The sequence below is a fragment of the Allomuricauda sp. CAU 1633 genome (genome assembly GCF_017313225.1).
GTDB lineage: Bacteria > Bacteroidota > Bacteroidia > Flavobacteriales > Flavobacteriaceae > Flagellimonas.
Genome location: NZ_JAFLNE010000011.1, coordinates 12,519 through 38,404, shown reverse-complemented (window position 1 = coordinate 38,404; position 25,886 = coordinate 12,519). Strand labels below are relative to the sequence as shown.

General features: G+C 40.2%; 29 protein-coding genes. 13 read left to right on the top strand and 16 right to left on the bottom strand.

All coding sequences use genetic code 11. The annotated features are described in order from the left end of the window. Positions 1–48 precede the first annotated feature (48 nt). From J0X14_RS18225 to J0X14_RS18210, 4 genes are all read left to right on the top strand, one after another. Positions 49–549, top strand: a complete 501-nt coding sequence (locus J0X14_RS18225; RefSeq protein WP_207099261.1) for a hypothetical protein — start codon at positions 49–51, stop codon at positions 547–549. Positions 550–714: 165 nt separating this feature from the next. Then, positions 715–1,380 (top strand): hypothetical protein, encoded by a 666-nt coding sequence (locus J0X14_RS18220; RefSeq protein WP_207099260.1) that lies wholly within the window; start codon positions 715–717, stop codon positions 1,378–1,380. Positions 1,381–1,481: 101 nt separating this feature from the next. Beyond that, entirely contained in the window at positions 1,482–1,793 is a 312-nt protein-coding gene (locus J0X14_RS18215) for a hypothetical protein (RefSeq protein ID WP_207099259.1), read from the top strand. Then, on the top strand, positions 1,793–2,215 hold the full coding sequence (locus tag J0X14_RS18210; protein WP_207099258.1) for a DUF6196 family protein: 423 nt from the start codon (positions 1,793–1,795) through the stop codon (positions 2,213–2,215). Before J0X14_RS18215 ends, J0X14_RS18210 begins: the two co-directional genes overlap by 1 nt. An 84-nt stretch (positions 2,216–2,299) precedes the next feature. Here the strand turns inward: J0X14_RS18210 and ftsY are convergent, their stop codons facing one another. From ftsY to recR, 10 genes are all read right to left on the bottom strand, one after another. Then, entirely contained in the window at positions 2,300–3,259 is a 960-nt protein-coding gene (gene ftsY, locus J0X14_RS18205) for a signal recognition particle-docking protein FtsY (protein WP_207099257.1), read from the bottom strand. A gap of 159 nt (positions 3,260–3,418) precedes the next feature. Next, positions 3,419–3,571, bottom strand: coding sequence for a DUF4295 domain-containing protein (locus J0X14_RS18200; protein WP_072879696.1), 153 nt, complete (start codon positions 3,569–3,571; stop codon positions 3,419–3,421). Positions 3,572–3,602: 31 nt separating this feature from the next. After that, positions 3,603–3,785 (bottom strand): 50S ribosomal protein L33, encoded by a 183-nt coding sequence (gene rpmG, locus J0X14_RS18195; protein ID WP_207099256.1) that lies wholly within the window; start codon positions 3,783–3,785, stop codon positions 3,603–3,605. Between the two features lie 27 nt (positions 3,786–3,812). Continuing rightward, the gene (rpmB, locus tag J0X14_RS18190) at positions 3,813–4,040 is read right to left on the bottom strand and encodes a 50S ribosomal protein L28 (protein WP_036383210.1); all 228 of its coding nucleotides are present in this window, start codon (positions 4,038–4,040) and stop codon (positions 3,813–3,815) included. A 74-nt stretch (positions 4,041–4,114) separates the two neighbouring features. Further along, positions 4,115–5,362, bottom strand: a complete 1,248-nt coding sequence (locus tag J0X14_RS18185) for a competence/damage-inducible protein A (RefSeq protein WP_207099255.1) — start codon at positions 5,360–5,362, stop codon at positions 4,115–4,117. Then, positions 5,363–5,701 carry an Hpt domain-containing protein gene (locus tag J0X14_RS18180; RefSeq protein WP_207099254.1) on the bottom strand — a complete coding sequence of 113 codons (339 nt, stop codon included), beginning with the start codon at positions 5,699–5,701 and terminating at the stop codon, positions 5,363–5,365. It abuts the gene before it with no gap. After that, entirely contained in the window at positions 5,701–6,312 is a 612-nt protein-coding gene (locus J0X14_RS18175) for a fumarylacetoacetate hydrolase family protein (protein ID WP_207099253.1), read from the bottom strand. The genes J0X14_RS18180 and J0X14_RS18175 overlap by 1 nt, the downstream gene beginning before the upstream one ends. A gap of 15 nt (positions 6,313–6,327) precedes the next feature. Then, complete coding sequence (locus tag J0X14_RS18170; RefSeq protein WP_207099252.1) at positions 6,328–7,104, bottom strand: 3'-5' exonuclease; 777 nt, start codon at positions 7,102–7,104, stop codon at positions 6,328–6,330. 74 nt (positions 7,105–7,178) lie between these two features. Then, positions 7,179–8,540: a dihydrolipoamide acetyltransferase family protein gene (locus J0X14_RS18165; protein WP_207099251.1), complete on the bottom strand. Its 1,362-nt coding sequence runs from the start codon at positions 8,538–8,540 to the stop codon at positions 7,179–7,181. 94 nt (positions 8,541–8,634) lie between these two features. Next, on the bottom strand, positions 8,635–9,255 hold the full coding sequence (recR, locus tag J0X14_RS18160; protein WP_207099250.1) for a recombination mediator RecR: 621 nt from the start codon (positions 9,253–9,255) through the stop codon (positions 8,635–8,637). Positions 9,256–9,331: 76 nt separating this feature from the next. Between recR and J0X14_RS18155 the strand changes: the two genes are divergently transcribed. Then, the gene (locus tag J0X14_RS18155; protein WP_207099249.1) at positions 9,332–10,813 is read left to right on the top strand and encodes a sodium:solute symporter; all 1,482 of its coding nucleotides are present in this window, start codon (positions 9,332–9,334) and stop codon (positions 10,811–10,813) included. Here J0X14_RS18155 and J0X14_RS18150 read toward each other — a convergent pair. Next, positions 10,791–11,156 carry a CoA-binding protein gene (locus tag J0X14_RS18150; protein WP_207099248.1) on the bottom strand — a complete coding sequence of 122 codons (366 nt, stop codon included), beginning with the start codon at positions 11,154–11,156 and terminating at the stop codon, positions 10,791–10,793. The two genes, J0X14_RS18155 and J0X14_RS18150, sit on opposite strands and share 23 nt — an antisense overlap. A gap of 317 nt (positions 11,157–11,473) precedes the next feature. Between J0X14_RS18150 and J0X14_RS18145 the strand changes: the two genes are divergently transcribed. Continuing rightward, positions 11,474–13,924 carry an outer membrane beta-barrel family protein gene (locus J0X14_RS18145; protein ID WP_207099247.1) on the top strand — a complete coding sequence of 817 codons (2,451 nt, stop codon included), beginning with the start codon at positions 11,474–11,476 and terminating at the stop codon, positions 13,922–13,924. Between the two features lie 112 nt (positions 13,925–14,036). Here J0X14_RS18145 and J0X14_RS18140 read toward each other — a convergent pair whose 3' ends face one another. Beyond that, positions 14,037–15,050, bottom strand: a complete 1,014-nt coding sequence (locus tag J0X14_RS18140) for a 3-oxoacyl-ACP synthase III family protein (protein WP_207099246.1) — start codon at positions 15,048–15,050, stop codon at positions 14,037–14,039. 403 nt (positions 15,051–15,453) lie between these two features. On the opposite strand from J0X14_RS18140, the gene htpG reads away from it, so the two are divergent. Together htpG and J0X14_RS18130 are read left to right on the top strand one after the other, a co-directional pair. Further along, the gene (gene htpG / locus J0X14_RS18135; RefSeq protein WP_207099245.1) at positions 15,454–17,340 is read left to right on the top strand and encodes a molecular chaperone HtpG; all 1,887 of its coding nucleotides are present in this window, start codon (positions 15,454–15,456) and stop codon (positions 17,338–17,340) included. Between the two features lie 64 nt (positions 17,341–17,404). Further along, a complete protein-coding gene (locus tag J0X14_RS18130; RefSeq protein WP_207099244.1) occupies positions 17,405–17,767 on the top strand; it encodes a MauE/DoxX family redox-associated membrane protein in 363 nt (120 codons plus the stop codon). Here the strand turns inward: J0X14_RS18130 and J0X14_RS18125 are convergent. Next, a complete protein-coding gene (locus J0X14_RS18125) occupies positions 17,760–18,161 on the bottom strand; it encodes a hypothetical protein (protein ID WP_207099243.1) in 402 nt (133 codons plus the stop codon). The genes J0X14_RS18130 and J0X14_RS18125 overlap by 8 nt on opposite strands. After that, positions 18,154–18,732: an RNA polymerase sigma factor gene (locus J0X14_RS18120; protein WP_207099242.1), complete on the bottom strand. Its 579-nt coding sequence runs from the start codon at positions 18,730–18,732 to the stop codon at positions 18,154–18,156. Before J0X14_RS18120 ends, J0X14_RS18125 begins: the two co-directional genes overlap by 8 nt. A gap of 136 nt (positions 18,733–18,868) precedes the next feature. On the opposite strand from J0X14_RS18120, the gene J0X14_RS18115 reads away from it, so the two are divergent. Beyond that, the gene (locus tag J0X14_RS18115) at positions 18,869–19,216 is read left to right on the top strand and encodes a DUF6249 domain-containing protein (protein ID WP_207099241.1); all 348 of its coding nucleotides are present in this window, start codon (positions 18,869–18,871) and stop codon (positions 19,214–19,216) included. Positions 19,217–19,284: 68 nt separating this feature from the next. Beyond that, entirely contained in the window at positions 19,285–19,917 is a 633-nt protein-coding gene (locus J0X14_RS18110; RefSeq protein ID WP_207099240.1) for an MOSC domain-containing protein, read from the top strand. A gap of 50 nt (positions 19,918–19,967) precedes the next feature. Here the strand turns inward: J0X14_RS18110 and J0X14_RS18105 are convergent, their stop codons facing one another. Further along, complete coding sequence (locus J0X14_RS18105; RefSeq protein WP_207099239.1) at positions 19,968–20,321, bottom strand: hypothetical protein; 354 nt, start codon at positions 20,319–20,321, stop codon at positions 19,968–19,970. Positions 20,322–20,532: 211 nt separating this feature from the next. Between J0X14_RS18105 and J0X14_RS18100 the strand changes: the two genes are divergently transcribed. Continuing rightward, the gene (locus J0X14_RS18100) at positions 20,533–21,402 is read left to right on the top strand and encodes an AraC family transcriptional regulator (protein WP_207099238.1); all 870 of its coding nucleotides are present in this window, start codon (positions 20,533–20,535) and stop codon (positions 21,400–21,402) included. An 8-nt stretch (positions 21,403–21,410) separates the two neighbouring features. Here J0X14_RS18100 and J0X14_RS18095 read toward each other — a convergent pair whose 3' ends face one another. Next, on the bottom strand, positions 21,411–22,178 hold the full coding sequence (locus tag J0X14_RS18095; RefSeq protein WP_207099237.1) for a S1/P1 nuclease: 768 nt from the start codon (positions 22,176–22,178) through the stop codon (positions 21,411–21,413). Positions 22,179–22,344: 166 nt separating this feature from the next. On the opposite strand from J0X14_RS18095, the gene J0X14_RS18090 reads away from it, so the two are divergent. Both J0X14_RS18090 and J0X14_RS18085 read left to right on the top strand, forming a co-directional pair. Then, positions 22,345–24,543 (top strand): DUF5916 domain-containing protein, encoded by a 2,199-nt coding sequence (locus tag J0X14_RS18090; protein ID WP_207099236.1) that lies wholly within the window; start codon positions 22,345–22,347, stop codon positions 24,541–24,543. A 58-nt stretch (positions 24,544–24,601) separates the two neighbouring features. Then, positions 24,602–25,864 (top strand): DUF819 domain-containing protein, encoded by a 1,263-nt coding sequence (locus J0X14_RS18085; protein WP_207099235.1) that lies wholly within the window; start codon positions 24,602–24,604, stop codon positions 25,862–25,864. Positions 25,865–25,886 lie beyond the last annotated feature (22 nt).

Genomic DNA, 25,886 nt, shown 5'->3' with positions numbered 1-25,886 from the left:
TATTTTATATCCATATAAATAAGTTGTGTAGCATTTGAGGAAAATGAAATGAATAGAAAAATTGGAACTTTACTATTGACTTTAATTTTTGGATTAACAAGCTGTTCCAGTTCATTTATCGCTCGAACGAAAAATAAAAACATAAAGCTGAAAGAAATAGATGAAAAATCTATAAAAGTTGGAACGGAAAACGAAAAAGCACTTATTCTATTTGACAAGAATGAATTGGTTATTCTTTTCCAAAATGATTTAGCCGATTTTTATGACCAACGCGTTCAAAATAAAATTAACGAATTGAATTCATTAAAATCGGACTTAATTTTTCCTGAAAATGAATGGAAAGGAAAATTAGAATTTACCGAATATGAATTAAAGTTTTTGGAATTATTAAAAGCTGGAAAAGCCGAAATAATTGACAAGAGAAACAGAGAAAAAGTAGAAAGAATTAAATACACATTCATTATGGATAAACTTGGTGGACAAGATGGCTACTTTAATTTCAAAAATGGAGAAGAATTTTATAGAATTTTAATAGCTCTTGGAGAATAAAAAACGTACTACAACAATGTATAACCGTAATTATGGCAGATTCGACTATCTGCCAAAGACCGACAAGCTGTCCTAAACCGCTTAGAATTGCTAATGCCAGTCTAAACCGAAAACAGTATTAAAACCCGTAACTGACGGTTGTACAAGACCGTTACCTATTATTTAATGAAATATCTCTCCGTATTAATATTGCTTTATTGTCTTTTTTCCTGTAACAGTGAAGAATCAATTGAAGGCTCATGGATTTATAGTTATGATCTATTTAGTGATGGAAGTATCCATTATTCTCCAAATCCCATTAGTATTTTAGCCTTTTACCAAGATTCAGTTGTTGAGTTAATTGTAGGCAATAAAAAGTATGAATTTGAAGACCAAAACAACACTCACAGAATTGAGAAAAAAGGAAGTGTACTAAATCTTGGAGATACTTATAAATTAAACCTAGACTCAATCAAAGGAGATAGTCTTCTACTAACACCATCTAGACACACAAGCAGTTTAAAGTATAAGATGATTTATAAAAAATTACCAAAGAAATATAAAAAAATGGATTGGTTGCCTGTTGGCAAATCATATAAATTTAAAAACTGGAAGTCAGAAACCATAGTAATGGACTTTAATACAGACACCACTTTAGTTGAACACAGTAAAATATCAAAAACTAATATAAGAGATTGGGAATTGACAAGCTTGGATGGTTATTCTTTCTTAATAATTACCTATTTAGAACCAACAGCTACACTTATCGATTCAATTACAGCTGATAAAGTATTCGTTACATATTATGGCCCTAAAGTGCATAAGTTTGTATTTGAGGAAATAAATAATTAAAACTACAAGTAACACTGGCACAATTCATTGTTCCCTCCTCCCCTAAACTAATTTTCCTACTTTTAAGAAAACTGAATTGACACATGTTGGATAACATAAAAATGAATGTTGTACAAACCGCAAAAAATGGCGTGGTAAATGAATTGACAATTTTTCATTTCTCCCAAGAAGGAAATTTTGTGTCCGCCAATTATTCCGGAGGGCCAATTAGACGCGGTTATTTAGTAGGCCAATTAAATAATGGAATGCTACATTTCAGTTATTGCCAAATACGGACCGATGGGCAACTGGATAATGGGAAATCAGATTGTATAGTTTCATCGGATAACGGCAAGATAACCCTTGAAGAAAAATTTGAAATGAATTCAAAAGATACCATAGAAAAGGGTACAAACATTTTTAAAGAGATTTAATGATGGATATCAGCAACGAAACAAAAGAACAAACTAAGAAAAGACTGATTGAGGTTTTAAAGACATCTACGCTTAGAATCTACGAAACTCCTTATTACTTTAAAGAAACTTCGGTTGATGACTTTTATTTTGACCCAGAAGCTTTGGCAATGGTAAAAGATGAAGAAGTTTGGAGCTATTTAATCCCTATGGAAAGCCCACAAAACGAAAATTTTAAAATCTTTAGCTTCCACTTCAAAGATGGTTTGGACAATAGTGGGTTTGTAGGTTGGTTAGCGAGTAGTATTAAGGAAGAATTGGGCTCAGGACTATTTGTAGTTTGTGGTCAAAACTCCAAGAAAGGTGGAATTTTCGACTATTGGGGTTGTCCTATTGAAATTGCTGATGAAGTACTGGGTTTTATAAACAAACTAAAAAGTTAAACGCTTATACCCCATATATAAAAGCTCCTACATACTTTTTATCCTAAACGTCACCAAAATTCAACTAAAAGGCCTTTTCTTAATCTAATTCAGATTAAAAAACGAATCCACAAACTCGTATTTATTAAACACCTGAAGGTCATCAATGCCCTCACCTACGCCAATATATTTTACGGGAATCTGAAATTGGTCCGAGATGCCAATGACCACACCGCCTTTGGCAGTTCCATCTAATTTGGTCACGGCCAAACTGGTGACTTCAGTGGCTTTGGTGAATTGTTTGGCCTGTTCAAAGGCATTTTGTCCCGTGGAGCCATCCAAAACCAATAGCACATCGTGGGGTGCATCGGGTACTACCTTTTGCATCACCCGCTTTACCTTGGAAAGTTCGTTCATCAGATTGACTTTGTTGTGCAGTCGGCCTGCGGTATCCACCAAAACCACATCGGCATTTTCCGCTACCGCGGAATTTAAGGTATCAAAGGCCACAGAAGCCGGGTCGCTTCCCATTTTTTGTTTGATAATGGGAACATCTACTCTATCTGCCCAAACCTGCAATTGGTCAATGGCTGCCGCCCGAAAGGTATCCGCAGCACCCAAAACCACTTTTAGCCCCTTTTTCTTGAATTGGCTTGCCAGTTTTCCAATGGTCGTGGTCTTTCCCACCCCATTTACACCAACCACCATAATCACATAGGGTTTTTTATCCTTTGGAACAGTAAATTCGGTTTCCTCACCCACATGGGTTTCCGAAAGGAGTCCAGCGATTTCTTCGCGCAAAATGGTATTGAGTTCATCGGTTCCCATATATTTATCGCGGGAAACCCGTTCCTCAATTCTATCGATGATCTTTAGGGTGGTGTTTACGCCAACATCGGAAGTGACCAAAACCTCTTCGAGGTTGTCCAAAACTTCATCATCCACTTTGGACTTTCCAGCTACAGCCTTTCCCAACTTGCCAAAAAAGCTGCTCTTGGATTTTTCCAATCCCTTGTCCAAAGTCTCTTTTTTGTCCTTTGAAAATATATTCTTGAATAAACTCATTTTGTTTAGCTAGTGAATGTTCAAAGATAGGAAAGTACGGGGAGTTTTTTTAACATAAAATCACTGGCGCACAGGCCACTTCCCTCACAACGTACCCAAAGTCGGCCATAAAAAAAGCCACTTAAAAAGTGGCTTTCAATCTTTTCTATGGGTCAATCCTTATTGTTTGTTCAACCAATCGTTGACCATTTCAGGTGCCATAACGGATTCCACAAAAGTGTAAGCTCCAGTTTTTGGAGATTTTACCATTTTAATGGCCTTGGTCAATCTTTTGGAAGAGGATTGAAGTGTTGCTACTGTTTTCTTTGCCATGGCTTATCTTTTTATCGGTTCTATAAACCTATTACTTAATTTCTTTATGAACGGTCATACGCTTAAGGATAGGATTGTATTTTTTGATTTCCATCCTATCTGGCGTGTTCTTTTTATTCTTGGTGGTAATGTACCTGGAAGTACCCGGTTGACCAGATTCTTTGTGCTCTGTGCACTCCAAAATTACCTGAATCCTATTTCCTTTCTTTGCCATTGTATTGTACTTAAACGCTTAGACTACTTACTTTTTGGAATTGATTTCCTTCAATACAGCAGAGATTCCTTTTTTATTGATGATCTTCAATCCACGGGTTGAAACGTTCAAGGTCACCCAACGATCCTCTTCAGGAACGTAAAATCTCTTTTTGGAAATGTTCGCATCGAACCTTCTCTTGGTTTTATTGATGGAAAAGGAAACGTTGTTTCCAAACATCACCTTTTTTCCTGTAACTTCACAAACTTTAGACATCTCCCTAACTATTTGAGTGATTTTATTGAGGCTGCAAATTTATACCATTTTGGTGGGACGTACAAAATTCTTTTTCAGAATTTTAAAATTTCTTTCCATAGTAGCTCAAATGCCTTGTTCACAGACTTCTCCACTACCCTTTCCCGAAGGTTTCCCATCGTAAATTTCTGTGCAAATGTACGTTCTGGCGTGCTAATGGCAATAAAGACCGTTCCCACATCGGCATTGGAATCCCCTTTTGTGGGCCCTGCATTGCCCGTAGTGGCAATGGCAAAGTCGGTATTCATGATACTTTTTACATTTTGGGCCATGGCAATCGCCACTTCTTCACTGACCACGGAGTGTTTTTGAATAAGTTCAGCAGGAACATTTAGCAATTTCACCTTCATTTCCGTGGCATAGCTGACCACACTCCCTTTAAAATACTGGGAAGCACCAGAAATGGAAGTAATACGCTCCGCAATTGTGCCTCCGGTAAAGCTCTCCGCTGTGGATAAGGTCAATTGTTTATCCGTAAGCAACTTGCCTATCTGATATTCTATGGATTCATCCTCTTCTTCACCAACAATGATGTCTCCAATGATGGGATACAATTTTTTCACCTCATCGGTTATAGCAGCCATCAAAAAATCCCTATTCGTTCCTTTGGCAGAAAGTCGAAGCCGTACCCGCCCCAAATTGGGCAAATAGGCAAACTTGATAAAACTGGGGAGGTTGTTCTCCCAATCCTCAATCTTATTAGCAATGGAACTTTCCCCAAGTCCGTAGGTCATTATGGTCTTATGCAAAATATAAGGTCGCTCAAATTCTTCCACGATTTTGGGCAAAACCGAGCGGGTCATGAGGTTTTTCATCTCATAGGGCACTCCTGGAAGCGAAACATAGGCTGTATCTCCCTTTTTCATCCAGAGTCCCGGTGCGGTGCCAAAATCATTAGGCAAAACCGTAGCTTTGGTAGGCACCAAAGCTTGTTGCCGATTTAAGCCTGAAATGGGAGTGCTAATATATTTCTTAAAGATTTCTTCAATGTGATTGAGTACTTGCTCATCCTGAATCAACTCATCTTCAAAGAATTCGCAGAGCGTATGTTTGGTAACATCGTCCTTGGTTGGTCCCAATCCACCAGTGATAATCACTACAGATGAACGCTTGCCCGCCTCTTCCAATGCCTGTAAAATATGGCTTCTGTCATCTTGCACCGAAGTGATTTGGTACACGGAAACACCAATTTTATTGAGTTCTTTGGCGATAAAAGCGGAATTGGAATCCACTATCTGCCCAATAAGGATTTCATCCCCAATGGTGATGATTTCGGCCTGCATCTATAAATCGAAGTCTTTTTTCAATTCGGCCACCACTTGGAGCACATCTTTTTTGAGCATTGGGAATTTCTCCTCAATCTCTTCAAAGCTAGCCGTGCTCTTACCCATGGTTTCAATTTCAAGAGCTCTGGCACGGGTTTGCTCCATCCCCAAAATATCTACATTGGGTTTGATTTTGTGTGCCAACTTATACACATTTTCATAATCTCTTTCTGCAATGGCTTTTTCCAGACCATCCAAGTCCGCAGGAACTTCTTCCAGAAAGACCGAAACTACAGAGGTTACGAAATCCTCGTCCCCTTCCGCCATTTCATTTATCTTATCGAGGTTGTAAATCATTATCTTACATTAATTTCAAATAGCTGCTCTCCTTCAAGCATACCTGAAAGGTAGTCATTTGGGCTTACTTTACCAACACCTGCTGGTGTACCCGTGAAGAGTATATCACCTTTTTTCAGCATAAAATAGGTAGAAACATGTGCAATGAGTTCATCTATCTTCCACAACATCAAGGACGTGTTTCCATCTTGCACCTTTTCTCCATTTTTAAATAGTGAAAAATTTATAGCATCAATATTTTTAAACTTGTCCTTGGAAACCCATTTGCCAATAACCGCGGCTCCATCAAAACCCTTTGCTTTTTCCCAGGGAAGGCCCTTTGCCTTGAGTTTGGATTGAAGATCCCGAGCCGTGAAATCGATGCCTAGACCAATTTCATCATAATACTTGTGGGCAAATTGCTTTGCAATGTGCTTTCCTACTTTCTTTATTTTCACCAAAACCTCAACTTCATAGTGCACATCATCGGAAAATTCAGGGATGTAAAAATCCTGTTCCTTGGGCAAAACGGCTGAATCTGGCTTTATGAAAACGACGGGCTCTTCTGGCCTTTCGTTTTTCAACTCATCAATATGGGCGGCATAATTTCTGCCAATGCATATCAACTTCATGGGGTTCTAAATTAATTAGGACAACTTGTTGTTGAGCTTGCTCAACTTAATCTGGGTAAGCACTTTTTTGGTGTACAGTGGAAAATCGGCATTTAAAATCCAGCCAAAATAACCGGGTTCTGTTTCCATGATTTCATCCACCGTTTTCCCTTTGTGTTTTCCGAAGGCAAAAATAGGCTGATCATTTTCATCTATGCCAATAAATCCTGCAAAATCCAACGATTGTTTCCTTGTGGTGAACTCAGATAGCTTTTTAACGTTGTTTTCGAGTTCCGGATATCTGTCCAGCTGGGCCAACAACACTTCATAAGTCGCCAAGGTATCGGCCTCTGCACTGTGGGCATCTTCCAAGCTCTTTTCACAATAGAACTGATAAGCAGCTTCCAAGGTGCGCTTTTCCATTTTATGGAAGATGGTCTGCACATCTACGGACACCATGTTCTTCATATCAAAATCCACATCAGCACGCAACATTTCCTCTACCAAAAGTGGAATATCGAAGCGATCTGAGTTAAATCCAGCCAAATCGCTGTCCTTGATCATTTTATAAATCTCTTTTGACAACTGCTTGAACGTGGGCTCGTTAGCCACTTTTTCATCGGATATACCATGAATGGCTTCCGATTCTGGTGGAATGGGCATTTCAGGATTTACCAACCATGTTCGACTTTCTTTATTGCCATTGGGATACACCTTTAATATGGAAATCTCAACGATTCTATCTTTGACCACGTTGGTTCCCGTGGTCTCCAAATCAAAAAAACAAATTGGTTTTGTTAGTTGTAATTGCATGTGGGGATGTTAAACGATGAATAGGCTTCATCGGTCTAAATTAAGGATTGTAAAAGGAATATGCCTGTTTTCTGTTAGATTTCCCGGTTTAGGTCCCATGCTTCCAAATAATCGGCCACGGCTTTTACGAACATTCCGCCCAAAGCACCGTTCACCACCCTGTGGTCATAGCTATGGGAAAGGAACATTTTACTTCGGATGCCAATATACTCTCCTTGGTCGGTTTCTATGACTGCAGGTATTTTACGAATAGCACCGAGAGCCAGGATACCCACTTGGGGCTGATTGATGATGGGCGTTCCAAAAACACTACCAAAAGACCCCACATTGGTCACTGTGTAGGTACCATCTTTGACCTCTTCAGGTTTTAGTTGATTGTTTCTGGCCCTACTGGCCAAATCATTCACAGTTTTTGCCATGCCCACTAAGTTCAATTGGTCTGCATTTTTGATGACTGGAACAATCAGGTTGCCATCAGGGAGGGCTGCCGCCATTCCCAAATTGATGTGCTTCTTTTTAATGACCTTGTCCCCATCCAATGAAATGTTCATCATAGGATATTTTTTCAAGGCCATGGCCACGGCTTCCATAAAGATGGGGGTAAAAGTGAGTTTTTCACCTTCTCGAGCCTCAAAAGCGTTCTTCACATTGTTTCGCCAATTGACCACGTTGGTTGCATCCACCTCCACAAAACTTTGAACATGTGCCGATGTGGCTATACTTTCCACCATGTGGTGGGCAATGAGTTTCCCCATACGGGTCAATGGGATTATCTCATCTTCTTTTCCTACTTGAATTGGGGCCGACTTGGGTTTCTCCGTAGTTTCTTTTTGCACTTTGGGTTCTGAAGTTGCTTTTGGAACTTCTTGAACCGGTGCCTTGGTAGTTTCCGCTGGTTTACTGCCATTAGTGGAACGATGCTCCAAAAATGCCATAATATCGTTTTTGGTCACCCTGCCTTCCAGGCCAGTCCCCACTATGGCTTCCAATTCATCCATGGAAACCCCCTCTTCCTTGGCAATATTTTTTACCAATGGGGAATAAAAACGCTCCGAACTTGAAAAATTGGGTGTAGGTGCGGATACAGATTCCTTTACCTGAGCCATTTGACTTTCCAAGGCCACGGCCGGTTCTTCAACTATATCTTCCACCTCATCTACGGAGTCAGCTCCGTTTGATGAACTTTCAACTTCACCTTCAATTTGGATAACGGCCACCACATCACCTACTTGGATAACATCGTCAACATTAAATCGCTTTTCCAACAATACACCTTCCACTTCACTGGGCACTTCAGAATCTACCTTGTCTGTGGCAATCTCAAAAACGGCCTCATCCATCTCAATGGTATCGCCCACTTCCTTCAACCAACTGGTCAAAGTAGCTTCGGCGACACTTTCTCCCATTTGCGGTAATTTCAATTCGAATTTTGACATATTCTTAGTTAACAATATAATATTGACTTCTGTTTTGCAAAAATACTAAAGAAATCGACTTATTATTGATTTATGTTCATTAATTAATCATCCATTAGTTGGCCTTCATGGAACTTTCAAAAGGAATTCGGTTTAAAATACTTCTACCCAAAGTCACCTCATCGGCATATTCCAACTCATCGCCCACCGAAATTCCCCTGGCAATGGTGGAAGTGGTAATTTCCAATCCTTCCAATTGTCGATAGATATAAAAATTGGTGGTATCGCCTTCCATTGTGGAACTCAGGGCAAAAATCAGTTCTTTTACGGTTCCTTCCTTTACACGATTCACCAATGAGCCAATGTTCAAATCTTGTGGACCCACACCTTCCATAGGTGATATTTTACCCCCCAAAACATGGTACAATCCATTGTACTGCGAAGTGTTTTCAATGGCCATAACATCCCGGATGTCCTCCACCACACAGACCAGGCTTTCATCCCGTTTTGGATTCCCGCATATTTCACAAATTTCGGTATCTGAAATATTATGGCAGCTTTTGCAAAAATTGACCTCGCTCTTGAGCTTCATCAATGCATTGGATAGATAGTGGGTTCTTTCTTCGGGTTGCTTCAAGAGGTGCAGCACCAAGCGTAATGCCGTACGTTTGCCAATCCCTGGCAATTGCGACATTTCATAAACTGCATTTTCCAAAAGCTTCGATGAAAATTCCATATCCTTTATTCTCCCACAAAATTACAATTTTACACTTACCAATTTACTTTCGTACTTTGCAAATCAAATTTCATATATGTCGGCGACGCAAATTCTCTTGCTCATTGGTGCTTATTTCTTGGTACTGATCCTGATCTCCTATTTTACGGGAAAAAACGATTCCAACATAGATTTTTTTAAAGCTGGCAAGCAATCGCCTTGGTACGTGGTCGCTTTTGGTATGGTTGGAGCTTCACTTTCGGGTGTCACATTTATATCGGTTCCAGGTTGGGTAGAGGCCACTCAATTTAACTATATGCAGGTAGTTATTGGCTACCTTTTTGGGTATATGGTTGTGGCTTTTGTGTTGTTACCGCTTTATTATCGATTGAACGTTACCTCTATTTATGAATACCTCTTGGAACGTTTTGGCAGTACCAGTCATAAGACAGGGGCATTTTTCTTTTTCTTGTCGAGGGTTTTGGGGGCGGCCTTCCGGCTATATTTAGTGGCCATTGTATTGCAGCAGTTTGTCTTTGATGACTTAGGGGTTCGGTTTGAGTTTACCGTGGTCATTTCCATTTTGTTGATTTGGATCTATACCAACCGTGGGGGTATCAAAACCATTGTTTGGACGGATACACTCCAGACCCTTTTTATGATTGTAGCAGTGATTCTTTCGATCGTATTGATCAACCGAGAATTGGGTTGGAGTTTTGGGGAGTTTTTAGCTTCGGATGAGTTAAAAGACTACAATGCCTTTTTGAATACGGAGAGCTTCTTGGATCGCAACTACTTTATTAAATCTTTTGTGGGGGGTATGTTTGTGACCATTTGTATGACGGGACTAGACCAAGATATGATGCAAAAAAACCTCACTTGCAAATCCTTGAAAGATGCCCAAAAAAATATGGTCTCTTTCAGTTTTGTACTGGTGGCAGTCACTTTTATGTTTATGTTGTTGGGTGTATTGCTCTTCATTTATGCCAAACGAAACGGAATAGGCATTCCTCTGATGGATGGAACACCAAAAACCGATTTACTCTTTCCCGAAATTGCATTGAACGGGGGCTTGGGGCTTACTTTGGCCATTACATTTATGTTGGGGCTCATCGCAGCAGCCTACAGTAGTGCGGATAGTGCCCTGACCTCATTGACCACTTCTTTTTGTGTGGACTTCTTGAATGTTGAAAAGAAAAGCGAGAAAGAACAAAAGAAAATCCGTAAAAAAACCCACGTAGCCATGAGCATTATGTTGGTCATTGTCATCATTGCCTTTAAATACATTTTAAGCAGCAATGTGATAGATAGCCTCCTGACCGTTGCAGGATACACCTACGGCCCCTTACTGGGATTGTTCGCCTTTGGTATTTTCACCAAGTACCAAATCTGGGATCGTTATGTTTGGGTGGTATCGGTGCTTTCTGTAGGCATCATTGTTCTTGTGGCCAACATCCCTTCTTCCTATCTGGGTGGGTATGTTATGGGGTACGAACTTCTGCCCTTAAATGGGTTATTGACCTTTTTAGGGCTATGGTTGATACGCAAGGGAAAGACTACATCAAATACTGCCCAGTAGCCAAAAGCACCAACGTACAGGCCACTTCCACCTGAATGCCTGCATTTTTAAGAAGTTTGTAAAACTCAGGGTTTTCTGTGCCCGGATTAAAAATTACCCTCTTGGGTTTAAGGTCGATTATCTTTTGGTAGTATTCTTTTTGATTTTTTGGGTTTAGGTACAAGGTTATGGTGTTAATATTTTGAAATTCAGCCAAGTTGTCTTTAATTTGCACTCCAGATACAGTTCCCCCACTTACTCCGAACGCGACTGTTGCAATGTCGTTTTCAACCAATCTACGAATTGCCAAATTACTGTATCTCCCCGGGTTTGAAGAAGCCCCAAAAACAAGTGTAGTATTCATTTGTTAATTTATGTGTTAAACTGATATAAAGATTGTAACTATTTAAAAAAAAAGACGTCTTTTATCTGTAAAATATTATCATTGGTAAGACTGTATTTTTTATAGTTAATGGTTAGTGTTTAGTATAGCTTATCAATGTAAAACCCTGGTATCTTGTATGCCAGGGTTTCTTTTTTCCGTCCTACACCCTATTGGTTCGTTTTAAACCCATAACCTTACCGGACAGCCTTCAAATGTTAAAATCAGATTAGCCTGTAACATTTTTTATAGATGCACGTCTTGTAGGTATCATCAATCTAATCAAAAACGAACAACTCATGAAGAAGCTTTTCTTAGTTGTTGCACTCTTCTTGTGCAGCATTCAATCAAATTTTGCAAACAACAACGAACCGGAAACTGCCTTGGGCTCCATCTCTGGAACCGTTGTAGACAACACCTTGCAACAACCTGTTGCTTATGCGGCCATTGTCATCAAATCTGAAAATGGTACTGAAACCATTACAGGTGGAATCACAGAAGACGATGGAAGTTTTGAAATCAAAAAATTGCCCGATGGTTCTTTTATTCTTGAAGTTCAATTTATTGGCTACAAGACCTATTCCCAAGAATTGGTCATCAATAAAAACAACAGAAACCAAGATTTGGGAACCATTACCTTGGAAGAGGAAACCCGGGAACTGGACGAAGTTGAAGTGGTGGCCGAGCGTACCACCATTGAACAGCGCGTGGACCGCAAAGTCATTAACGTAGGGAAGGACCTCACTACGGCCGGGGCAACCGCCTCCGATATTATGAACAATATTCCTTCGGTTAACGTGGATTCCCAAACTGGGGACATTACCCTTCGCGGAAATTCCAATGTGCGGGTCATGGTAGATGGAAAACTATCCAATGTTCCGGTGGCCCAATTACTACGCCAGATTCCATCAACCTCCATTAAATCCATTGAATTGATTACCAATCCTTCCGCTAAATACAATCCGGAGGGCATGAGTGGCATCATCAATATAGTATTGCACAAAAATGCCAATATTGGTTTTAACGGAAACGTAAATCTGGGTTTGACCAAAGGCATTGAGGCCAAGTTTAACAGTTCCATCGATTTGAATTACCGCAATGGAAAATTCAATTTTTATGGAAACTATGGCAATAACATAGGGAAGTATGTGAATGATGGAACCATATTTAGAACTGATGAAAACTCGCTCCAAGAGTTCGATTTCTTCAACAACAACAAATCACATCTTTACAAATTGGGGGTGGACTTTTACCTAAATGATAAGAACACCATTTCTTTCTTTACCAACCAAAATATTTTTGATGGTTCTGGTACTGGCGAAACCCAAGTTACCTACAATACGGATGCTTCCAGAAATGTGACCCAATTCTTTGGTGACATCTCTGACAACCGTAGCGAACAATACAATTTTGATTACAAACTGGACTTCAACAAAGAAGGGCACAACATAGAATTGGAAGTGGACCACAATCGTTTTGAAAGCGGTCAAGATGCCGATTTTAGATCTGTTGGCGCAAGTCTCTACCCCAATTACATGGACTTTGTGGATACGGAGCGCACTCAGACTATTGCCAATTTGGATTATGTGAATCCCTTGGACAGCATATCAAAACTGGAAATTGGAATTGAATCCCGGAATTTTGAAACTGATGTTGACTATTCGTCCACCGGATTTTCCTTCAATTCTGGGGGCAACTTGGTACCTACTCCCAACACCAACTTTGTATATGCCATGGACATCTACTCTGCCTATGCAACTTTTAGTCAATCCTATCAAAAATGGTCCTATCAAATGGGAGTCCGTATAGAGGATGTTGAGGTTACTGCGGATACCAACAACATTAGGTCTTTTACCGATAAATATACTGAAGTGTACCCATCAGCATTTGTGACCTATAGCCCCAATGAAAAGGATCAATTGCAGGTGAGCTATAGTAGAAGGGTGGACAGACCGGGGCTTGAACAGGTAAATCCTATCCGGGAATTTGCCACCCCACTGATTTCTTCCTTCGGAAATCCAAATTTGGTGCCTCAGTTTACCAATTCCTATGAAGCTAACTATACACGCCGTATCAAAAACGGAAGCATAACAGCAGGTGTTTTTTACCGAAGTATCAAGGATGAAATCAACCGAGCCGTGTACATAGACCGATTGGATTTCAACAAGATTATATTGACGTTTGACAACTTTGCTAAGACCTCTGCCTATGGTTTTGAGTTGTCCAGCAATTACCGCCCCACAAAATGGTGGAATATCAACGGAAGTTTTGATATGTTCTCGCAAACCAATCGAGGTATCACGGAAAGTGTCCCTGGGAATGTACCCAACCCTACTGAAGATGACATTGTTGAGGAAAGCGTGCAAGTGGACAACACCGCATGGAATCTCCGTATGAACAACAGTTTTACCGTGACCAAGAAGTTAACGCTTCAAGCATTCGGTTTTTATCGTGGAAAAAACCGAACCATACAGTTTAATGCTGAGCCTATGTATTTTGTAAACATGGGAGCTCGCTACAGCTTTGATGAAGGGAATGGAACCATCAGTTTTAATTACAATGACATTTTCAACACCATGCGTTTTGCCTTCAAAGCAGATCAGCCGTATGAGCAAGCGGGAGGATTCAACTGGGAAAGCAATAATGTCTATGTAGGCCTTTCCTATCGCTTTGGAAGTGGAAAGAATCGCGCCAAGCAACGTAAACGAAGAGATGACAGAACCAAGCAATCCAGTGGAGGAATATTATAATAAAGAATTGGTGCGCTTTGCCCGAGTGTTGGTTGGTTAGTTGGCAAGCGTAACAATGAAAAGCCCCGGTCTTAAAAAAGGTCGGGGCTTTGTTTATTTTGCTTTTTAGGAATTACCACCTAATTATGGCACTGCCCCAAGTGAAACCACTACCAAAAGCAGCAAGAACCACTAAATCTCCTTCTTTTATCTTTCCTTGCTCCCAGGCTTCAGTCAGTGCAATTGGGATGGATGCTGCCGTGGTATTGCCATAATTCATAATATTATTGAACACTTGGTCATCAGACAGTCCAAATTTTTTCTGAATGAATTGGGAGATACGCAAATTGGCTTGATGGGGAATCAACATATCAATGTCCTGTGGACCCAAATTATTGGTCTGCAATCCTTCCATAATTACCTCACTAAAGCGAACCACAGCATTTTTAAACACAAATTGTCCGTTCATATAGGGAAAATAAGAAGTATCCTCCGTACCTGAATCAGCATCTGCGATAATATCCGTCACCCACCTTTTTCCCATTCCCGGAGCAATGAGGGAAAGTTCTTCGGCATGCTCTCCTTCTGAATGTAAATGGGTTGATAAGATTCCTTTGGATGTATCTTCCTCCCGCGTTACAACAGCGGCACCGGCGCCATCGCCAAAAATGACCGATACGCCTCTACCCCTTGTGGTCATATCCAATCCGTGGGAATGAAGCTCCGACCCAATTACAAGTACATTTTTGTACATACCACTTTTAATATACTGGTCGGCTACGGAGATACCATACACAAAACCGGAACACTGGTTGCGAATATCCAACGCCCCTACGGTTTTAAGTCCCAAATCGCGTTGTACCAGAACACCAGGGCCCGGAAAATAGTAGTCAGGGCTTAGTGTGGCAAAGACAATAAAGTCAATATCATTTTTATCAATGCCCGCGCGTTCAATGGCCTTTTGAGCCGCTTTTACCCCCATGCTTGTAGTGGTATCGGTACCCTTTACCACATGGCGTCGCTCTTTGATTCCAGTACGCTCCTGAATCCACTCATCATTGGTGTCCATTACTTTGGACAAGTCATCATTGGTGACCACATTGTCAGGAACATAAAACCCTAAACCCGATATTCTTGAATTGTACATTACTTTCTGATTAAATACTAATTATTGAAAAAACAAAGTGTTTTTGAAGGGAAAAGTAAAAAATATATCCAAAGAACTGCCTATTTATTAACAAAATAAACTTTTTCTACATTACCCATGATGCATACAATTACAAAAAGAAAATGCACTTTCAGGCGAAAGTGCATTTTCAACAACCTAACCAATAAATAAACAAACTGTTATAGTGTTGAACTATTTCATAGCAATTTCTCCTATAACACTATAAATATACGAATTTTGTTTATCATTTTGAAAAAAAGAATAAACAAAACTGTGTTAAAGTTTGCATTTTGATGTTAAAAGTGGGAAGCTGTGTCAGTTTGTCAGCTTTGTAACTATGGTATTTTTTTTGTCGTGAAGGGTATAAAAAACTATATACACCATGGCAACAGGTAAAATCAATGTTTCCGTAGAGAACATTTTTCCCTTGATCAAGAAGTTTTTGTACAGTGATCATGAAATATTTTTAAGGGAATTGATATCAAATGCTACAGATGCAACCTTAAAACTAAAGCACCTAACTTCCATTGGCGAGGCCACAGTTGAATATGGAAATCCTATTATTGAGGTGAAGGTGGATACGAATAAAAAACGCATCCATATTACAGACCAAGGTATCGGGATGACCGAAGAGGAGGTAAAAAAGTACATCAATGAGGTGGCCTTTTCCGGTGCAGAGGAATTCTTGGACAAATACAAGGATGCTGGCAAAGATGCCGGAATCATTGGGCATTTTGGTCTCGGTTTCTACTCAGCCTTTATGGTGGCCGAAAAAGTGGAAATCATTACCAAAAGTTTTAAGGATGAGCCAGCCGTGCACTGGATTTGTGACGGGTCACCAGAATTCACCCTAAAAGAAGCCAAGAAAAAAGACAGGGGTACCGAAATTATTCTTCACGTTGCGGAAGACTCCACGGAGTTTTTGGAGGATTCCAAAATCCGTGAACTGTTGACCAAATACAACAAGTTCATGCCCATTCCCATCAAATTTGGTACAAAAACGGAAACCTTGCCAAAACCGGAGGGCGCCAAAGAGGAAGACCCTGCTCCGACCAAAGAGGTGGATGACATCATCAACAATCCCAACCCAGCTTGGACCAAGCAACCCGCTGATTTAGAGGACGATGATTACAAACAATTTTATAGGGAACTCTATCCAATGCAGTTTGAAGAGCCCTTGTTCCACATTCATCTTAATGTGGACTATCCCTTCAACTTAACGGGTATTCTGTATTTCCCCAAGTTGACCAACAACCTCAACATTCAAAAAGATAGAATACAGCTGTACCAAAACCAGGTATTTGTAACCGATAACGTAGAAGGTATTGTTCCCGAATTCTTGACCATGTTACGTGGAGTCATCGATTCACCAGACATTCCTTTGAATGTTTCCCGGTCATATCTTCAGGCTGATGGTGCGGTAAAGAAAATTTCATCCTACATTACCAGAAAGGTCGCCGATAAGTTGAATTCGCTTTTCAAAAACAATAGAGAGGATTTTGAGCAAAAGTGGAACGACATCAAAGTGGTGATTGAATACGGTATGCTTTCCGAAGAAAAGTTCTTTGAAAAAGCTGATAAGTTTGCCCTTTATCCAACGGTGGACAACAAATACTTCACTTTTGAAGAGTTGGAGGCCAAAATCAAGGATACCCAAACTGACAAGGATGACAAATTGGTGGTGTTGTACGCTTCGGACCAAGAGGCGCAGCACAGCTATATTGAAGCCGCCAAAGCCAAAGGCTATGAAATCTTATTGATGGATTCACCCATTGTGCCCCACTTGCTTCAAAAATTGGAGACCTCTAAAGAAAACCTCTCTTTTGTACGGGTAGATTCAGACCATATTGATAATCTTATCAAGAAAGAAGATACCGCCATTTCCAAACTTTCTGACGAGGAAAAAGAAACCTTGAAGGGTGAAATTGAGGAAGTCGTGAAAGACCGGGGCTATACCATTCAAATGGAAGCCATGGAAAGCAGCGCATCCCCTTTTATTATTACTGAACCAGAGTTTATGCGCCGAATGAAGGAAATGCAACGCACCGGTGGAGGTGGTATGTTCGGTATGGGCAATATGCCCGATATGTACAATCTTATTGTAAACACCAATCACGAATTGGTAAGCGAGATATTGAACACCAAAACGGCTAAAAAAAGGGAACGTTTGATCAATCAATCGTTGGATTTGGCTCGTTTGTCAAAAGGATTATTGAAAGGTGAGGAATTGACCAAGTTCATTGCCCGTAGTTATGATATGATCAAATAAGGGTCACAAGAAAATAGAATTGAAAAGGTAGGCCAATTTGGTCTGCCTTTCTTATTTTTAAGCTATGGAAACTCCGTGGCATTTGTATCTGATGGCTGGCATGTACGTGGTTGCAGGCATGGCCCATTTTATTTTTCCGAAGGCGTATTTGCGGATTATGCCCCGCTACCTTCCCAATCATAAGCTTTTGGTTTTTTTGAGCGGGGTAGCAGAAATTGTTTTGGGAGTTGGACTGTGCTTTAAGGAAACAAGGAACCTTAGCATCTACGGAATCATTTTAATGCTGATCGTATTCCTGTTAGTCCATTTTTACATGCTTTCGGGCGAAAAAGCCTCGGCTGGAATTCCCAAATGGATTCTTGTGCTTCGAATTCCCTTGCAATTTGGACTGATGTATTGGGCGTATTGGTATCTGCAGTTTAAGTAAGTCTACTATTAAAGTACTTTTTTAGGATGTGCGTTTGAAGCCCAATTACAATTCCTATCATACTTAATGTATAGAGTGCTTTTTTGGAAATTACAATCTTTGAAAAAAGATAAGACAACCATTGGCCTACCTTATCTATTTCTTGGGTATAAAATGGTGTAGTTTCTTCGACAGATGGATTCGTGGCTACGCCATAAGCGGCAAGTAGCACCAAAATGGAAACAAAGACCACTATGGGCCATTTGGGCATTACTGATTTAAAAATAGGAGAAGGCTTATCCAACGCCTCTATTTTCTTCATCACTGTATCAGTGAAATTGTGCGATGGTTTTTCATAGGATGCATCCTCCATCAGTTCATTCACCAACTTTTCCAAATGCTCATTGTCATTCATAACTCTCAATTTTATTCGGTTCCATCTGCTTTTTTAGTACCTCCGCCAATCTCAATCTGGCCCTATATAGCTTTATTTTTGCCGTATTTGGACTAATTTTCAACGTCTTAGCAAGTTCGTTTAAATTATTTTCTTCAAAATAATATAAGGTAAGTATGGCCGCATCAGTCGGTGACAAACTTTGAATGCTGTTTTTTATCAATGCTGATTTTTCCTTTTGCAGCATTTCTTCCAATGCGTTGCCCAATTCTGCAACTTGGTAGCCACTAACCTCATCAATTGATCTATTGTTAAGCTCCTTTTTGTTTTTTTTGATTCGGTCCAAACAGGTATTATAGGCAATTCTATAAATCCATGTGGACAATTTTGCGTCTCCTTTGAACTTTTTTAAGGACTTGTATATCTTTAGAAAGGAGTCTTGCGCAACTTCTTCAGCCTCTTCCCTATTTTTCAACATTCGCATGGCTATAGTGAAGACCAACACTTTATATTTATCCACAAGTTTGGCAAACTCCTGGGAGTCGCCACCAATAATGGCCTCAATATTAGGTTGGTCAACAGTTTGCTCCATTTGTACATAAGACGATGTATAACAAGATAAGGTTACATTAAAAATCAAAAAAAATAGATTGGGGTGTAACCTACCAACAAATTAGGTCGTCATATTGTGCAAAAGGAGTTTATTAATCAATTAAAAAACAATTAAAATGGCAGAGGCGATAATAATCCCCATCAGTTTTTTCTTGGCAATTTTTGCGGTTACCTACTTGTACTTTACAACCCGTAACAAAGAACGGATGGCATTGATTGAAAAAGGAGTGGATGCCAACATCTTCTTTAAGGCAAAAGGCGAGGATAGTATTCCACGATGGAAAATCATCCTAATTAATTTTGCAGTGCTCTTAATGAGCATTGGTACGGCAATTTTTTTGGCGTCCATACTTTCCAACAATTTTAATGTTGAAGAAGAAGTAGCATACCCTGGCACTATTTTCCTTATGGCCGGTATTGGATTGCTGGTTGGCTTTACAATGACAAAGCGTTTGGAAAAATAGCATTCAGTTTCAAAAAAACAATGAAGAAACCATCGTCTCATCTGCGATGGTTTTTTTATTTTTAATCCATGAAAGTCATCTCTACCAACATCGGTCATCCCACCCCAATAGTTTGGAACGGCAAACAAACCACAACAGGGATATTTAAATCCCCCATTACAGAGCCATTGCTCTTGGAAGCAGAAAGCGTGGCCAAGGACACCATTGCAGACCGAAGGGTACATGGTGGAATTTTTAAGGCCTGCTATCTTTTTTCAACTGACCATTACCCGTATTGGAAAGAAAAATATCCCCATTTGGAATGGAACTGGGGCATGTTTGGAGAAAACCTAACCATTGAAGGTTTGGATGAAGCCCAATTAAAAATCGGCAGCATCTATAAACTGGGAACTGCCTTGGTGCAGATCACCCAGCCCAGGGAACCCTGTTTCAAGCTAGGAATTCGGTTTGAATCCCAAGAAATCTTGAAGGAATTTATTGAGCATGGCTTTCCAGGAACCTATATCCGCATTTTGGAAGTGGGACAAGTCAGTACAGGTGATAAAATGGAATTGGTGGAAGAATCCAAAAGCTCATTGACCACCCAAGCATTTTATCGATTGCTCTTTTCCAAAGAAAAAAACCAGGAACATCTTAAACTCGCCATTGCAAATGATGCCCTACCTCCCGGAAAAAGGGAACGTCTTGAAAAATGGCTATAAAAAAAGGGCCCTCGAAAGGGCCCCTTGCACATAAAAATTAACTAAACAAACTATCTTACTGCCATAGTTTCTTTGTAAGTACCAAACTTATCAACTACAACTATGGTATATTCGTCTTCAAAAGCTTTTTCAAAGTTGAATGCTTTTTCTACGATAAGTTTTCCATCGATAGACTCATTGTAAACCAATCTATCTTGGCTATCGTATACCTTAAGAATCACCATTCCTTGGGAGATGTTCAAAAGGTTCATCATCAACTTGTCACCTTTCTTAACAAAAACTGGATCAAGTTCAACTTTAACCAATTTCTTTTCAACTTCGCTCTTTGCTGGTCCGTTAGCAAACCCTACTGTAGATACTAATAGGAATGCTCCTGCTACTAAATAATTTACTACTGACTTCATAACATTTCGTTTTTTTAAGATTACAGGACAAATGTATGGCGGAATAGAAGGCTGGAATACCACCATCTTTTCCAGTTTATGTGCAATTTTAACATGGTAAATGTGTTAACTTTGTGCTAAGGTTAAAATAGTATATATTTTAGTTAATTTTGTAGATATGCCCTACACAACATGGCAGTAACTTTACATTACCAAATTTAAAATGGCAAAAATGATTCAAAAACCTGCTTTTGAGGCAATTGCGCCTAGTTTTGGTCACTCGTTTACGTATCAAAAGTTCAACGAAAACAACGAGAACAAGAACAATGGCTGGCATTATCACCCCGAACTGGAACTGGTCTATGTTAACGGAGGATCAGGAAAACGGCAAATAGGGAGCCATGTTTCCTATTTTCGGAACGGAGACCTTATTCTTATTGGTTCCAATCTACCCCATTGCGGCTTTACCGATAAACTAACTGGAAATAAAAGCGAGACCCTTATTCAGATGAAAGCTGATTTTCTGGGGAGTGATTTCTTCAATATTCCAGAAATGAAGAACATTCATAAACTGTTTGAAGTTGCCAAGGGAGGTATCGCCTTTTCTGGCATGACCAAGGTAAAGGTTGGCGAAAAAATGGAAATCTTGGAGTACCAGACCGATTTTCAACGGCTGTTATCCATCCTTAATATATTGAACATCCTGGCTACTTCGGATGAAATCAAGGTATTGAACGGGGAAGGCTTTTCCATAGAGACCGAGGTGAAGGACAATGATCGCATCAATATTGTCTTTAATCACGTGAAGACCAATTTTAAGGAAGACATCAGCTTGGATGAAATTGCGGATATGGTAAGTATGACCGTGCCCTCGTTCTGTAGATACTTCAAAAAAATCACCAATAAGACCTTTACACAGTTCGTAAATGAATACCGCTTGGTGCACGCTTCAAAACTTTTGGCGGAACAGCCCATGAGCATTACCCAAGTGTGTTACGAAAGTGGTTTCAACAACTTTTCGCACTTCAATAAATCCTTTAAAGCATTTACTGGGCAAAACCCGTCTGAATACAGGAACCAATTAAAGGCTGTATTGCAATAATTGGTCTATTAGGCAAACAAGTCGTTAAGCACTTTGGCCAAACGCAATCCGCCCCTTTGTAGTTGTTGGAATAGGATATCGTTGTAGTCATAGGTGTACCTGTACCCCAACTTTTCCCCAACTTCTGCGGAGTCATATAAGGTTGCGCAAATTTCATGGGATTCATCCACCCAATCATAAATGGTCCCTTCTTGAATCTTTTTGCGCTCTTTTCGCGACACCTGATCTAACTCATTGGCCAGTTCCGTGTAGGTCATCCCATAGGAAACAATTAAATTTTTATCCCAAACCTGATGCAAGTTACTACCTTCACCAAACCACTGTACTTGGATATCGTTCCCTCCTTTATCCTCTGCCCTACTCGCATGTAGTGGCTGATGTAGGTCGCCAATAAGGTGAACCAACATTTTAAGATGAAAAACACGGTCTTCTCTACTCCTGTTTTTATCTTTCACTACCCGTTTGCACTCTTCAATGGCGGTGATAATATCCCCATATTTACTCTTCTCAGAATCTATATAACGCATTCCCAAAGGGTAATTCACATAATGCCAAGCCGAATATTTGGAATACTTCCGGTCTGCCTTTATTTCATCGGCGTAGGTTGAGACAAAAGCAAGGCTATGTCCTTCCAACAAATCGTTTAAGGCTCGCTTGGCCTTTCCAGATAAATGATTTTGGGCAATGTGTCCCGTGACACGATGTCCGGTTTTTCCCCAAAAATTACCAAAGGCAAGAACCGGGGCCAATACAAAAAGGAGGATGATTTTTTTCATGATTGATGATTACTTCAAAAAGAAGGGAACAAGATATGAAATCACTGTTAATATTTATAACTGCCAATTTTCATCATCTTTTTTGAAAGACAATGCCTTGAAACAAACTTTGGGATTTTTTTAACGAACCTAACTCTTAAATTTGTAGTACCAACTAACTCAACTAATGTTTTATTTTCGTTTTGTACTCAGTGCACTACTCTTTCCATTCCTATTTTTTGCGCAAACCAGCCCGAAGCAATTTACTGTAAAGTATACCGAAGAGCCCTTGATGATCGATGGGATTCTTGATGATCCAGTATGGAAAATAGCGGAGAGCGCCCATGGTTTTCAACAATATTTCCCATCAGATTCTGTGCCTGCCATGCAGCAAACCGATATTAAAATGCTGTACAATGCCACCACCCTTTTCATTGGCATTAAAGTGGACACTGAGGGTGATAATTATGTAATTCCTTCTCTGGAAAGGGACTACAGAGCTGGCGGCAATGATAATATAAGCCTGCTGTTTGATACCTTTAATGATGGCACCAACGCATTTCTTTTTGGAATGAACCCCTACGGGGTTCGAAGAGAGGCCCTTATTTCCAATGGAGGTTCCGGGCCAAGCGGTTTTACTACATCATGGGATGTAAAATGGCAGGGAGAGACCAAACTCTATGATGGGTACTATATCTGTGAAATTGCCATCCCCCTCACCTCTTTTAAATTTAAACAAGGGGAAACCAAATGGCGGTTCAACAGCTATCGGTTCGATATGCAAAGTAATGAACAAAGTACTTGGATAGAAATTCCCCAAAACCAATTGATCTACAGTTTGGCCTTTATGGGCGATATGGTCTTTGAAAAACCTTTGGGAAAATCCAGAACACCCATGGCTATCATCCCCTACACCAATGCTATTGTTGGAAAGGACTATGAGACCAATGAGGACAAGAGCAAGTTGAATTTTGGAGGTGACGCTAAAATATCCATTGGCAATGGCATGAATCTGGACATTACGGTGAACCCTGATTTTTCCAACGTAGAAGTGGACAATTTGGTCACCAATCTTACCCGATTTGAGATTTCCCTCCCGGAGCGTAGGCAGTTTTTTATTGACAACAGTGACCTTTTTGGCTCTTTTGGTAATGAACGGGATTCCAACCCTTTCTTTTCAAGAAGAATAGGTATTGCTGAAAATCTGGATGGTGAAACCATTGAAAATGGAATTATTGGAGGTGTTCGTCTTAGCGGAAAAGTCAATGAAGATTGGCGATTGGGCTTTCTCAATATTCAAACAGAAGAAGATGAGGCCAACGAAATTCCCAGTAACAACAACACTGTTTTTGCCCTTCAAAAAAAGATGTTCTCCCGATCCAACCTCAGCTTCATTTTTGTAAACCGCCAAACCTTTGACGATTATGATTTTTTGGCTGAAGAAGACCGTTACAATCGCGTGGTGGGACTGGACTATAATTTGGCATCCGCAGATAACACATGGACCGGTAAGTTTTTCTACCATAAATCCTTTGCCCATGCCATTGGGAGTCGTGATGCCGCAGGTGGGGTAGATTTGCAATACAACTCCCGATATCTGAATTTTGGGCTTAGTAGCAACTTTGTGGGAGACGACTTCCGGTCCGATCTTGGTTATATTCGACGAGATGATTTTATTGTCACCAGGCCTTTTGTTGAGGTAAATTTCTGGCCCAAAAAAGGAAATATGAACTTTCATGGGTTTCGTTTTAATCCCAATGTGCTTTGGAGACCCACTTTGGATTACCAGAACACGGACTATATGATTTTCACAGGCTGGCAGGCCCAATTCAAAACCCAAGAAGAGCTTTCTGCCCGTATGTTCAACCGCTTCACCTATTTAACGGAATCCTTTGACCCCACCAATACCGATGGTGGAACCGAACTTCCTGCCGATCAAGGATATTATTACACTAGTTTTGAAGTTGAGTTTCAAAGTGATCGAAGAAAGGTGTTTTCCTATTCTCTAGAACCAGGTTATGGAGAATTTTATAATGGTACCCAGTTTGCCGTTGAGGGGGATATGAGCCTTCGACTCCAACCTACGGTGTTCCTATCTTTGGGATTTAATTACAACAGTATTAAACTACCAGACCCTTACGAAAGTGAAGATCTGTGGTTGGTGAGCCCTCGCATAAATATCACCTTCAACAAGTCTGTTTTTTGGTCCACCTTGGTGCAATACAGCAACCAACTGGACAATATCGGGTTCAATTCTCGATTGCAGTGGCGCTTTGCACCACTCTCCGACCTCTTTTTGGTGTACAACGACAATTACTATGTCAACACCATTATGCCCAGGAGTAGGTCCATCAACTTAAAGCTCACCTATTGGTTGAACATTTAGGCTTAGCTTCCACACTTTTTGATTTTCCTATATTTGGGGATATCACTATTTAGATATCATGGACCAACTACCTTTTACCGATGACACGGTCATCTTTGGATTGCTTTGCCTCTGTTTGGGGTTTGTTTTTTATACCTCATCCATCAAAACCGGCTTTTGGACTAAATTTTATGGCGTGGTACCCACAGTGCTCATGTGCTATTTATTACCTGGAATCTTAGCATCTTTTGGGATAATATCAGCTGAACAGAGTAACGTGGATGAAACTGCAAGTAATTTTTTGCTTCCTGCCGCTTTAATTTTGATGACTTTGAGCATTGACTTAAAAGCCATAATAAACTTGGGGTCTAAAGCCTTGATTATGTTTTTTACTGGCACTGTGGGCATTATCATCGGGGGGCCTTTGGCCATTTTAATTGTCTCCATTTTTTCCCCTGACACAGTAGGTGGAGTTGGCATCGATGCTGTTTGGCGAGGCTTGGCTACCATCGCCGGAAGTTGGATTGGGGGAAGTGCCAACCAAATCGCAATGCTTGAAATATTTGAATTCAATGAATCCAAATACTCCGGAATGGTTTTGGTAGATATCATTATGGCTAATCTTTGGCTTGGCTTTTTATTATTTGGTGTTGGGAAGACAAAAAGAATCGACACATGGCTTAAAGCAGATACGTCTTCCATCGAGCAACTCAAACAAAAGGTATCGACATATACACAAAAAATCGCAAGAGTAACTTCCTTATCAGATTTGATGATGCTACTGTTTTACGCCTTTGTAGGGGTTGGTTTAGCACACTTTCTAGGACAATATTTCACTGAATTTTTGGTAAACAATTTTGAAATTGTCAGGGACAAAGAAAAAATATTCTCTTCCCTAGGCTCTCCATTTTTATGGATGGTAGTCTTTGCGACCATTATTGGTATTGGGTTGTCATTTACCAAAGCCAAAAACTATGAAGGAGCTGGTGCCAGCAAAATCGGAGGGATGTTGGTATATGTTTTGGTTGCTACGGTTGGGATGAAAATGGATTTAAGTAGAATAGCTGAAAACCCTGGTTTGATAATTGTAGGATTTGTTTGGATTACCATTCACGCGGGACTTTTGATTCTAGTGGCCAAACTCATCAAGGCACCCTACTTTTTTCTGGCGGTTGGAAGTCAGGCCAATGTGGGAGGTGCTGCCTCAGCACCGGTTGTAGCAGCTGAATTTCATCCTTCCTTGACTTCAGTGGGCATTCTTCTGGCTGTTTTTGGTTATGTTGTGGGTACGGCAGGGGCTTATATTTGTGCTTTGTTGATGGAAGTGGCCTCCAAAGTTTAAAAAGTTCAGAAGTTTATGCATA